Source organism: Micromonospora sp. NPDC050686 (assembly GCF_040654475.1).
Lineage (GTDB): Bacteria > Actinomycetota > Actinomycetes > Mycobacteriales > Micromonosporaceae > Micromonospora.
In genome coordinates, this window is the sequence record NZ_JBFAID010000034.1 from 60,190 (window position 1) to 71,852 (window position 11,663).

At 72.2% G+C, this 11,663-nt stretch carries 10 protein-coding genes and 1 pseudogene; 5 read left to right on the top strand and 6 right to left on the bottom strand.

What is annotated here, in order from left to right; genetic code table 11:
• Positions 1–31 precede the first annotated feature (31 nt).
• Both AB0H57_RS21175 and otsB read left to right on the top strand, forming a co-directional pair.
• Complete coding sequence (locus AB0H57_RS21175; protein ID WP_357508912.1) at positions 32–385, top strand: hypothetical protein; 354 nt, start codon at positions 32–34, stop codon at positions 383–385.
• A gap of 69 nt (positions 386–454) precedes the next feature.
• The gene (otsB, locus tag AB0H57_RS21180; protein WP_357508914.1) at positions 455–1,279 is read left to right on the top strand and encodes a trehalose-phosphatase; all 825 of its coding nucleotides are present in this window, start codon (positions 455–457) and stop codon (positions 1,277–1,279) included.
• Between the two features lie 41 nt (positions 1,280–1,320).
• Here otsB and AB0H57_RS21185 read toward each other — a convergent pair whose 3' ends face one another.
• The 4 genes from AB0H57_RS21185 to AB0H57_RS21200 form a co-directional block, all read right to left on the bottom strand.
• Positions 1,321–2,091 carry an isoprenyl transferase gene (locus AB0H57_RS21185; protein ID WP_357508917.1) on the bottom strand — a complete coding sequence of 257 codons (771 nt, stop codon included), beginning with the start codon at positions 2,089–2,091 and terminating at the stop codon, positions 1,321–1,323.
• Between the two features lie 31 nt (positions 2,092–2,122).
• Entirely contained in the window at positions 2,123–3,256 is a 1,134-nt protein-coding gene (locus tag AB0H57_RS21190) for a geranylgeranyl reductase family protein (RefSeq protein WP_357508938.1), read from the bottom strand.
• Positions 3,257–3,370: 114 nt separating this feature from the next.
• On the bottom strand, positions 3,371–4,225 hold the full coding sequence (locus AB0H57_RS21195) for a hypothetical protein (protein ID WP_357508919.1): 855 nt from the start codon (positions 4,223–4,225) through the stop codon (positions 3,371–3,373).
• A gap of 116 nt (positions 4,226–4,341) precedes the next feature.
• On the bottom strand, positions 4,342–6,183 hold the full coding sequence (locus AB0H57_RS21200) for a phosphoenolpyruvate carboxykinase (GTP) (protein WP_357508921.1): 1,842 nt from the start codon (positions 6,181–6,183) through the stop codon (positions 4,342–4,344).
• 452 nt (positions 6,184–6,635) lie between these two features.
• Between AB0H57_RS21200 and AB0H57_RS21205 the strand changes: the two are divergent.
• Positions 6,636–7,253: pseudogene (locus tag AB0H57_RS21205) on the top strand (GtrA family protein); the annotation flags it as partial.
• Positions 7,254–7,316: 63 nt separating this feature from the next.
• Positions 7,317–8,024 carry a GtrA family protein gene (locus AB0H57_RS21210; protein ID WP_357508923.1) on the top strand — a complete coding sequence of 236 codons (708 nt, stop codon included), beginning with the start codon at positions 7,317–7,319 and terminating at the stop codon, positions 8,022–8,024.
• 63 nt (positions 8,025–8,087) lie between these two features.
• Here AB0H57_RS21210 and AB0H57_RS21215 read toward each other — a convergent pair whose 3' ends face one another.
• Both AB0H57_RS21215 and AB0H57_RS21220 read right to left on the bottom strand, forming a co-directional pair.
• Positions 8,088–8,660, bottom strand: coding sequence for a PH domain-containing protein (locus AB0H57_RS21215; RefSeq protein WP_357508925.1), 573 nt, complete (start codon positions 8,658–8,660; stop codon positions 8,088–8,090).
• Between the two features lie 154 nt (positions 8,661–8,814).
• Positions 8,815–9,690, bottom strand: coding sequence for a biotin--[acetyl-CoA-carboxylase] ligase (locus AB0H57_RS21220; protein ID WP_357508927.1), 876 nt, complete (start codon positions 9,688–9,690; stop codon positions 8,815–8,817).
• Positions 9,691–9,864: 174 nt separating this feature from the next.
• Between AB0H57_RS21220 and AB0H57_RS21225 the strand changes: the two genes are divergently transcribed.
• Complete coding sequence (locus AB0H57_RS21225) at positions 9,865–11,448, top strand: acyl-CoA carboxylase subunit beta (RefSeq protein WP_357508929.1); 1,584 nt, start codon at positions 9,865–9,867, stop codon at positions 11,446–11,448.
• Positions 11,449–11,663: the final 215 nt, after the last annotated feature.

Consider the following 11,663-nt stretch of genomic DNA (forward strand, 5'->3'; position numbering starts at 1 on the left):
AGCCCTGCGGGACAGAAGGAGGGGTCTGTCCATGACCCTGAAATGGTGGGCAGTCGTGGTCGCGGTGGTGTGCCTGACCTCCGCCGTGACCGCCAACGTGGTGATCGTCGCGGTCAACGGCGAGCAGCTTCCCCTGCTCGTCAACCTCTTCGCGCTCACCGCGGCCGGCACGGCGGTCGTCCTGGCCGTCCTCGCCGAGCTGCACGACCGGCTCAACGACCGGGTCACCGCGCTGACCGAGTTCCTGGTGGCCCGGCTGACCGAGATCGAGGCGCACACCGGCGACCGCAACGCCGGCTTCGTGGAGGGCTACCTGCTGACCCATGGCCCGGAAGCGGCTGTCGTGCCGCTGGATCGGCGCGGCCGAGGGGCCGCCGAACGCTGATCCCCCGGACGGCTGAGCGCAACCTCACGACCACGAGCGGGCGACCGACCCCGGGGTACGCTGTCGCGCGTGCCGCCGTTGAATCTGGGCAACCAGCAGCCGCAGACCCCGTTGGACGCCGAGCAGGCCTGGCGCGCCACCGCCGCGAGGGCGGGCGAGACAGTCCTGTTCTTCGACTTCGACGGCACCCTCGCCCCGGTCGACGACGACCCCACCGCGGTACGCCCCGCCCCGAAGGTGCTCGCCGCGATCGAGGCGCTGGCGCCGGTCGTCCGCCGGGTGGCCATCGTCTCGGCGCGCCCGGTGGAGTTCCTCCGCGAGCACCTCGGCGGCCTGCACGGCGTCGACCTCTACGGCCTGTACGGGCTGGAGCACAGCCACTCCGGCGGCGAGACGGTGACCGAGCCGGCCGCGCTGCCCTGGGTGCCCACCATGTCCGACCTGGCCGACCAGGCCCGGGCCGAGCTGCCCACCGGCACGCTTGTCGAGTTCAAGCGGCTCTCCGTCGCGCTGCACTGGCGCACCTCGCCACAGCTCGGGCCAGCGGTGCAGCGGTGGGGGCGGGAGCAGGCCGACCGGCTCGGCCTCAAGTGCCAGGCCGGCCGGATGGTGCTGGAGATCAAGCCGCCGGTCGACCGGGACAAGGGCATGGTCATCGACGAGGTGGTCCGGGACGCGGGTGGCGCCTGGTACTTCGGCGACGACGTCTCCGACATCAAGGCCTTCGCCGCGCTGCGCGCCCGGGCCGCGGCGGACCCTCGCTTCGTCGGCGTCTGCGTCGCGGTGGCGAACCCGGAGACCGGTCACGAGGTGGCCGAGGCGGCCGACCTCACCATCGACTCCCCCGCCGCGCTCGGCGACTTCCTGACCGCCGCCCTCCCGCACCTGACCTGACCACCGCCGCCGGCGGAACGCCCCGCCCGCCCGCCCGCGGATCAGACGCCGAAGCGGCGCTGGCGGGTGGCGTACGAGCGCAGCGCGCGGAGGAAGTCGACGCGGCGGAAGTCGGGCCAGTTGAGCTCGCAGAAATAGAACTCCGAGTGCACCGACTGCCAGAGCATGAAGCCGGAGAGCCGCTGCTCGCCACTGGTCCGGATGATCAGATCCGGGTCCGGCAGGCCCCGGGTGTAGAGGTGCTCGGAGATGTGGTCGACGTCGATCGAGTTGGCCAGCTCCTCGACCGTGCCGCCGGCCGCCACGTGCTCCAGCAGCAGGGACCGCACCGCGTCGGCGATCTCGCGCCGGCCGCCGTACCCGACGGCGATGTTGACCTGGGCGCCGCCGGCCCGGTCCCGGGTGCGCTCCTCGGCGGCCTTCAGGGCCTGGGCGAGCTGGGTCGGCAGCACGTCCAGCGCGCCGACCATCCGCAGCCGCCAGGGGTTGCCCTCCTCGGCCAGCTCGGTGCTCAGATCCTCGATGATCTGCAGCAGCGGGTTCAGCTCCTCGGCCGGGCGGGAGAGGTTGTCGGTGGAGAGCAGCCAGAGCGTGACGTGGCCGACCCCGGCCGCGTCGCACCAGCGCAGCAGCTCCTTGATCCGCTCGGCGCCCATCCGGTGCCCGTCGTTGGGGTCGACGAAGCCCATCTCCCGCGCCCACCTGCGGTTGCCGTCGCACATGACACCGACGTGCCGGGGCACCGGCTTGCCCGCGAGCTTCGCCGTCAGGCGCCGCTCGTACACGGAGTAGAGGAGATTCCGCAGAGTCATCACCTTGCAGGGTAGCGACCGATCGGAAAGATCAGTGTCGCGGTGGCCGATCCCACGCCGAGAGACCGATGCCGATCATCGCCAGGGTCCGCGCGTCGAGGCGGCCATCGCCGAGCCCCAGCTCCACCACGGTCGCGTACACCCGCCGGTCCCGTCGGGCGGCGCGGACCGCGGCGTCCACCACCGGCCGGTGCCGGGCCAGCCAGGCGGCGGCCGAGCTGTGCCGCAGGTGCCGGCCCAGGCGGCGGCGCAGGCCGGCGGTGTAGCGCGCGCCGGCCCGCTCCGGGGAGCCGGCGGCCGCCGCGCCGGCCAGCGCGCCGGAGAGCAGCGCGTAGAAGATCCCCTCGCCGGTGAACGGATTGATCAGCGACAGGGCGTCGCCGGCCAGCACCAGCCGGCCCCGCCCAGGCGCCGGCCGGCGCGTCGACAGCGGCAGGTGGTGCGCGCGCAGGCCGGTCACCGTCGCCGGGTCGGTCTCCGGCAACAGCGCGGCCAGCCGGTCCAGCAGGTGGGCCCGGGTCAGCGGCTCGCCACGCAACACCTCCCCGTACCCGACGTTCGCCCGCCCGTCGCCGATCGGAAAGGACCAGGCGTACGCCGGCCAGCGCGCGGCCGAGGTGATGATGAGCTGCTCGGACGGGCCGGGGCGGGCCGGGGCGTACCCCCGGATGGCCAGCGCCAGGTGGCGGTCCGGGTTCACCGGGTGGCCGAGCGCCCGGCGGACCACCGAGCCCGCCCCGTCCGCGCCGACCACCGCCCGGCCGCTGACCTGGCCGTCCAGCACCACCCGATCGGGGCGTACGTCGACCTGGCGGACGGTGTGCCGGCGTAGTTCCGCCCCGGCCGCCACCGCCGCGGCCACCAGCCGGGCGTCGAAGACCTCGCGGGGCACCGTGTACGCCGGCCGGGGCAGCTCCCGGGCCACCACGCCACCGCCGGGCGCGACCAGCCGCAGCGCCGGCAGCGGGGCGTACCCGTCGACCGCCCCGGTCACTCCCAGCTCGCCGAGCACGTCAAGCGCGTGCGCCGCGATCCCGTCCCCGCACGCCTTGTCGCGCGGGAAGTCGTACCGGTCGAGCAGCAGCACCCGCGCCCCCGCCCGCCGCGCCGCCAGCGCCGCCGCGGCCCCCGCCGGCCCCGCCCCCACCACCACCACATCCCAGATCGCCCCACCCACCCCGCCATCCTCCCCCGCCCACCCTGCCCCACCCCGGCCCAACGGCGTTGAACACGGAGTTTGCGTCGGGAAATCCGTCCCTTCTTGACGCGAACTCCTTGGTCAACTCGCTTCGGGGGTTCGGGGGGCGCGGTGGAGGGACCAGAGGCAGAGGAAGGCGGCGGCCAGCAGGGGGGCGCCGTCGCGGATCAGGCCGTCGACGCCGAGGAGCCACCAGCAGAGGGGGAGGTCGATCGCGAGAACGGCGAGGGTGGTGGCGACCAGCAGCTTGCGGGCCCACGGCCGGTGCCGCATCAGGAACGCGGTGGCGAAGAGCACCACGTAGCTGACCACGATGCCGGCGACGAACCAGCACAGCACCGCCGGCACGGCGCTGAGCCGGCCGTCCAGGATGGACCCGCCGGCGACCAGGGCCGGCACCAGCATCAACGGGCTGTAGGTGAAGGCGGCGACCCGGGCGGTGAGCAGCCAGCCGGTGACCGCGGGCCGCTTCGGCGCCACCTCCCGCCAGGAGATCACGCCGTTGTCGAGGACCAGGCCCTTGCGGTGCCGGACCAGGTACCCGCCGACCGCGTCCGACCGGTACAGCAGTACGACCACCGCCACGCAGAGCGCGGTGAGCAGCCCGAAGCCGAGCAGCCCGGGCAGCGCCGGCACCCCCTGCCGGGGCACCACCAGCCGGCCCACCGCGAAGACGGTGGTGACCGCCAGGATCAGCCCGAACGGCCGGGCCACCGCCCGGCCCCGGTTGACGTGCCCGATCAGCACCAGGAAGGCCACCGATCGGAGCATCGCCCAGCCGGTCCGTACCGCCAGTCCGAACTCCTGCTCCGGCGCGTACCACCAGTTGAGCAGCTCGACCACGACGGTGGCCGCCGCCGTGACGGCCAGCAGGGTGCTCAGCGCCCGGACGGCGGACGGCCGCCGAACCTCGACAGGTTCGGCGGCCGTCCTCATGGCATCCGATGTTGCCCGGTACGGGCAACGATCACACCTGTAGGCCGTGTTACCCAGGGACTGGCCGGCCTGCGGCGGGCCCAGGACGACCGCCGGCCGCCGTCATGAAACGCGGCCTACCGCTGCGGCTCCGCGTCCAGCCGGGCGCGCAGCGCGTCCAACTCGGCCCAGAGCACACCGGGCAGCTTGTCGCCGAACTTCTCGAACCACTCGGTGACCAGCGGCAGCTCGTTGCGCCACTCCTCCGGGTCGACCTTGAGCGCGATCCGGACGTCCTCCGGGGTCATGTCCAGGCCCTCGACGTCGAGCGCGTCCTGGGCGGGGACCATGCCGATCGGGGTCTCGACGGCCTCGGCCCGGCCCTCGAGCCGCTCGATGACCCACTTGAGCACCCGGGAGTTCTCCCCGAAGCCCGGCCAGAGGAAGTTGCCCTCGGCGTCCTTGCGGAACCAGTTGACGTAGTACACCTTCGGCAGCTTGGCCTCGTCGCCGTCGGCGCCCTTGCCCATCTCGATCCAGTGCCGGAAGTAGTCACCGGCGTTGTAGCCGATGAACGGGAGCATCGCCATCGGGTCGCGGCGCACCACGCCGACCGCGCCGGACGCGGCGGCGGTGGTCTCCGAGGAGAGGGTCGCGCCCAGGTAGACGCCGTGCACCCAGTCCCGGGCCTCGGTCACCAGCGGGATGGTGTCCCGGCGGCGGCCGCCGAACAGGATGGCGTCGATCGGCACGCCGTTCGGGTCGTAGTAGTCCTCGGCCAGGATCGGGCACTGGGTGATCGGGGTGCAGAACCGGCTGTTCGCGTGGGAGGAGAGGCTGTCGCTCTCCGGCGTCCAGTCGTTGCCCTTCCAGTCGATCAGGTGGGCCGGCGGCTCACCCATGCCCTCCCACCAGATGTCGCCGTCGTCGGTGAGGGCCACGTTGGTGAAGATGGAGTTGCCGCGGTCCAGCGTCCGCATGGCGTTGGCGTTGGTCTTCCAGTCGGTGCCCGGCGCGACGCCGAAGAGGCCGTACTCCGGGTTGACCGCGTAGAGGCGGCCGTCCTGGCCGAACCGCATCCAGGCGATGTCGTCACCGATGGTCTCGACCTTCCAGCCCGGGATGGTCGGCTCCAGCATGGCCAGGTTGGTCTTGCCGCAGGCCGAGGGGAAGGCGCCGGCGATGTGGTAGACCTTGCCCTCCGGCGAGGTGATCTTGAGGATCAGCATGTGCTCGGCGAGCCAGCCCTCGTCGCGCCCCATCACGCTGGCGATCCGCAGCGAGTAGCACTTCTTGCCGAGCAGCGAGTTGCCGCCGTAGCCCGAGCCGTACGACCAGATCTCCCGGGTCTCCGGGAAGTGCGAGATGTACTTCGTGTCGTTGCACGGCCAGGCCACGTCCTGCTGGCCGGGGGCGAGCGGGGCGCCGATCGAGTGCAGCGCGTGCACGAAGTCGGCGTCGTCGCCCATCGCCTCGAGGACCTTCGCGCCCATCCGGGTCATGATCCGCATCGAGGCCACCACGTACGGGCTGTCGGTGATCTCGACGCCGAACATGGGGCTCTCGGCCTCGACCGGGCCCATGCAGAACGGAATGACGTACATGGTGCGTCCGCGCATGCTGCCGCGGTACAGCTCCGTCATCGTCCGCTTCATCTCGGCCGGCGCCATCCAGTTGTTGGTGGGGCCGGCGTCCGCCTCGTCGACGGAGCAGATGAAGGTGCGCTCCTCCACCCGGGCGACGTCCGTCGGGTCCGTCCGCGCGTAGAACGAGTTGGGCTTCTTCTCCGGGTTCAGCCGGATCAGGGTGCCGGAGTCGACCAGTTCGTCGGTGAGCCGACGCCACTCCTCATCGGACCCGTCCACCCAGACCACCCGGTCGGGGGTGGTCAGTTCCGCGACCTCACGTACCCAGGCGAGCAGTTTGGGGTGGGACGTCGGGGCCTGATCGATACCCCGAACAGTAGCCGGAGCAACCATGTCACATCTCCTTGTGGTCGACGCTGACCGATCTATGGGATGCACGAGTACTGGCGAGCGAAGCGCCGCCGTCGTGGAAACCTGGGATTGGCCTCAGCGTAAACCGGGCTGCGCCGCCAGTCAGTGGGACTGGTTGTGAAGAACTGCACAAGGTCCGGTCATGCTGCGGCATCGCGATCTGATACCCGCTTTCGCGCGCAGTTTCACGCAAATCCTCCCGACAACGTTCGCCGGGGCCACCGACCGTCGGGCCGCCCGCGTCCGAACGGGACGGGGGCGAGGCGGGCACGCACCACCGACCTCGGGGGAGGAATCGGCGAACGGATCCGCAACTTCTTCACAATCGGTTACGCTGCCATCACCGGCCACCGCCGCGACCCGGTCGCGGGCGACCGGGCGGGGACCGGTCGATCGTCAGGGCACGGGCGCGCAGCCGCGACGGCGGGGTGAAACGGCCGAACCGGGCGTCGCGTTCGCTGTTGCTGCCCGCCTGAAGAGCCGGCAACCGGTAGGCTCTCCGCGTGGCCGCCACGATGACCGGGGAGCAACCAGCCACCCCGCAGTCCCGTCCGGGTCTGATCGGCACGCTGATCGACCGGTTCGGTCACCTCGTCCGCGAGCTGAGCAAGTTCGCCACCGTGGGCGGGGTCGCCTTCCTCGTCGACTTCGCGCTCTTCAACTACCTGACCGCCGGGCGCGGCGTCGAGCAGTTGACGGCGAAGACCATCTCCACGATCGTCGCCGCCACCCTCGCCTTCCTCGGCAACCGGTTCTGGACCTGGCGGCACCGGCAGCGCTCCCACCCGGCCCGGGAGTACGCGCTGTTCTTCTTCTTCAACGCGGTCGGCCTGGGCATCGCCGTGGCCTGCCTCGCGCTCAGCCGCTACGGGCTCGGCAGCATCTGGCCGGGCGTCTTCCGGACCGCCCTGGCCGACAACATCGCCAGCTTCGTCGTCGGCACCGGGCTCGGCACGCTGTTCCGATTCTGGTCGTACCGACGGTTCGTCTTCGTGGAAGCGGGAACTCGGTCCGTTCCGGCCGCCGGCCACGACCGTGACTCCGAGGCGTGACCTGCCGCCCACCTCGTCCGGCCGGGCCGTTCCGGCCCCGCCCACTGCCCTAAGGTGTTCCGCATGCGTCTGGTCCGTCTGCTGCCCGAGAGATGGCAGAAGTTCATCCACGAGGCGCTGAAATTCGGCATCGTCGGTGGCATCAACACCGTAATCAATTACGCGGTGTTCAATGCGCTGGCACTCACCGTTTTTCGGGACGGGCAGCTCAAGGCGACGGTGATCGCCACCATCGTGGCGACGATCACGTCGTACCTGATGAATCGGCACTGGACGTACCGGGACCGTCCCAAATCAGCCATGAAGCGGGAATACGCCCTGTTCTTCCTCTTCAACGCCAGCGGGCTCGTGATCGAGCTGGGGGTGCTGGCCGCCGCGAAGTACGGCCTGGGCATCACCAGCCTGCTGGCGCTGAACGTGGCGAAGACGGCGGGTGTCCTGCTGGCCACCCTGTTCCGCTTCTGGTCCTACCGGACGTTCGTCTTCCAGCCCGCCCCGGCCCACGCCGAGCAGACCTGGCACGACGTGCCACGGGACGAGTGGGACACCATGGCCGAGCTGGACCCGGTGGCCGAGCTGGCCGAGTCGGTCACCGACCTGGAGGAGGCGGACCGGCACCGGTCGGACCGCTCCCCCGCCGACCCGGTGTTCAAGCAGCCCCAGGCGCGGGCGGCGCCACTCGACGCCGGCCTCGGCCGTACCGTCGGGGGTCTGGAGGCCGAGTTCGCCGCCGAGCTGCACGCCGGCACCCACCGCTCGCGCCGGCGGTGATCGGCCACGCGCCCGGGCTGGCAAGCCCGGACGCGTGCCGTCGGCGCTGACCGGCCGGGCCCGCTAGGCCGAGGGATCGCGCAGCGGCCGGCCCTCGCGCATGTCGGCGAGGATGTCCCGCATCTCGCCGTCACCCAACGAGTGCTTGTCGTGGTGGGCCTCGACCAGTTCGTAGAGCCGGGTCTGCACCCGGTCCACCCGGGGCACGTCCCGCAGCACCGACTGGCCGCGCTCGCCCGCGCTCTCGATGGTCAGCGTGCCGCAGCCCAGCAGCCGCTCCACGAAACGCTGGCTCATGGAGTGGTCGTTGATCCGGGTGAGCGGCAGGTCCCGCCGCTCCCGGGAGAGCACGCCCTGCTGGAGCAGCACCCGCTCGTTGGTGAACAGGTAGTGGGTGGTGCGCCAGACCAGGAAGGGCCAGAGCCCGAGCCAGAGCGCCAGCAGCAGGCCGATCGCCGCCACCGCGTAGAGCGCGATCGTGCCGCCGCCGCCCTCGGGCAGCAGGACCCAGCCAGCCACCACCGCGGCGACGGCGAGCACCAGCACCAGGATCGGCCGCACCAGCGCCTTCCAGTGCGGGTGCAGGTGCAGCACGACGTGCTCGTCCTCGGTGAGCACGTCTTCGGGGAACGCCACGGGAACCTCCTCGCAGAACAGGACGGGGTGACCGTAACGGGTCGGCCCGGCCCGCGGGCATCGGCCGCGCGGGCGGGTCGCGGTTGTTAACCGGGGCGGGGTGTTGAGCGGGGCCCCCTCCTCTACCGGAGGCGTTAAGCGGGGGCCCTTCCTATCACCGCAGGTGCAGGATGTCGCCGGCGGCCAGCCGGCGTTCCCCGGTTGGGCCGCTCACCACCAGCAGGCCGTCCGGGTCCACGCCGGTGGCCGTCCCGCGGAACTCCGAGCCGTCCGGCAGCAGCACCCGCACCTGCCGGCCGACCGTGGCGCAGGCGGCCAGGTAGGCGTCGCGCAGCCCGCAGCCAACGGCGTCCCCGCCGGCCGCGCGCCACCGGGCGTACCAACCGGCCAGCCCGCGTAGCAGCGCGCGCAGCAGCGGATCCCGGTCGGTGGCCGCGGCCCCGGCCAGCAGCAGCGAGGTGGCCGGCAGGCCGGTCGGGTTCTCCGGCAGCTCGTCGGCGCGCAGCGTCACGTTGAGCCCGATCCCCAGCACGATCGCCGGTGGCTGGGCTGGCGTCGCCCCGGGCACCGACTCGGCCAGCACGCCGGCGCACTTCGCGTCGTCGATCAGCAGGTCGTTCGGCCACTTCAGGCCGGCCTCCAGCTCGGCCAGCCGGGCCACCGCCTCGACCAGGGCCACCCCGGCCAGCAGCGGCAGCCAGCCGTACGCCGCCGGGGGCACCGGCGACCAGCCGCGCTCGTCGTCACCCTCGCCGGGCCGGAGCAGGACGCTGGCCGCGATGCCGGCCCGGGGCGGCGACTGCCAGACCCGGCCGCGCCGGCCCCGGCCGCTGGTCTGCCGCTCGGCGACCACCACCAGCCCCGCCGCCTCGCCCGCCTGGGCGGCCGCCGCCACGTCGGCGTTTGTCGAGCCGGTCTCGGCGCGCACCTCCAGCCGGCGCCACGGCCCGTCCGGGCCGGCGAGCGCGCGCGCCAGCCGGGCCGCCGACAGCGGCGGGCGGTCCAGGTCGGTGTACGGCGATCCGGGCATCCCACCAGCCTACGGCGGTAAGGAGGGGGCCCCGGTTAACGCCTCCGGTATGGGCGGAGGCCCCGCTCAACACCTCGGCCGTCGCGCTCGGCCGTCGCGCTCGGCGCCCCCGGCGGGCGGCGGTGAGGCGAACTGCACAGCGGCCGGGTCCTGAACCATCGTTATATTCCCTGGGTGACTACCGAGACCGGGATCAACATCCACAGCACCGCGGGCAAGCTGGCGGACCTGGAGCGCCGGGTCGACGAGGCGGTGCACGCCGGATCGGCGCGCGCGGTCGAGAAGCAGCACGCCAGGGGCAAGAAGACCGCCCGGGAGCGGATCGAGATGCTGCTCGACGAGGGCTCCTTCGTCGAGCTGGACGAGTTCGCCCGGCACCGCTCCACCAATTTCGGGCTGGAGCGCACCCGCCCGTACGGCGACGGGGTGGTGACCGGCTACGGCACGGTCGACGGCCGGCAGGTCTGCGTCTTCGCCCAGGACTTCACGGTCTTCGGCGGCTCCCTCGGCGAGGTCTTCGGCGAGAAGATCGTCAAGGTGATGGACCTGGCCATGAAGATCGGCTGCCCGGTGGTCGGCATCAACGACTCCGGCGGCGCCCGGATCCAGGAGGGGGTGGCCTCGCTCGGCCTGTACGGCGAGATCTTCTTTCGCAACGTACGCGCCAGTGGCGTCATCCCGCAGATCTCGCTGATCATGGGCCCGTGCGCGGGCGGGGCGGTCTACTCCCCGGCGGTCACCGACTTCACCGTGATGGTCGACCAGACCTCGCACATGTTCATCACCGGCCCCGACGTGATCAAGACGGTCACCGGCGAGGACGTGGCGATGGAGGAGCTGGGCGGCGCGCGTACCCACAACGCGCGCAGCGGCAACGCGCACTACCTGGCCTCCGACGAGGAGGACGCGATCGAGTACGTGAAGACGCTGCTGTCCCACCTGCCGTCGAACAACCTGGACGAGCCGCCGGTCTTCCCCGTCGACGCGGACCTGGCCGTCACCGACGCCGACCGGGAGCTGGACACGCTGATCCCGGACTCGGCCAACCAGCCGTACGACATGCACCGGGTCATCGAGCACGTGCTCGACGACGGCGAGTTCCTGGAGGTGCAGCCGCTCTACGCGCAGAACATGGTGGTCGGCTTCGGCCGGGTCGAGGGCCGCCCGGTGGGCGTGGTGGCCAACCAGCCGATGCACTTCGCCGGCACGCTGGACATCGCCGCGTCGGAGAAGGCCGCCCGGTTCGTCCGTACCTGCGACGCCTTCAACATCCCGGTGCTGACCTTCGTGGACGTGCCCGGCTTCCTGCCCGGCACCGGCCAGGAGTGGGACGGCATCATCCGCCGCGGCGCCAAGCTCATCTACGCGTACGCCGAGGCCACCGTCCCGAAGGTCACCGTGATCACCCGCAAGGCGTACGGCGGGGCGTACGACGTGATGGGCTCGAAGCACCTCGGCGCCGACCTGAACTTCGCCTGGCCGACCGCGCAGATCGCGGTGATGGGCGCGCAGGGCGCGGTGAACATCCTCTACCGGCAGGAGCTGGCCACCGCCGAGGACCCGGCCGCGGTCCGGGCCGAGAAGATCGCCGAGTACGAGGACACCCTGGCCAACCCGTACATCGCGGCCGAGCGCGGCTACGTCGACTCGGTGATCCCGCCGCACGAGACCCGTACCCAGATCGTCCGGGCCCTGCGCGTGCTGCGCACCAAGCGGGAGACCCTGCCGCCCAAGAAGCACGGCAACATCCCGCTGTAGCGGCCCGCCGGGGACGCCCCCGCCGGGTCCGGCGGGGGCGCTGCACCGGGGTCGTCGTACCCGCGCAGCCACCGCCCCGTCTTTGCAGGGGACACGCCGGGCGAGGCGACCGCGGTTGCCCGACGCTCCTATGCCGCGTCAAGTGGCTGGGGTGGGTTTTCGAGGCGTCGGTAGAGGTCTCGGGCGACGTAACGCTTGAGGCAGCGTTTGATCTC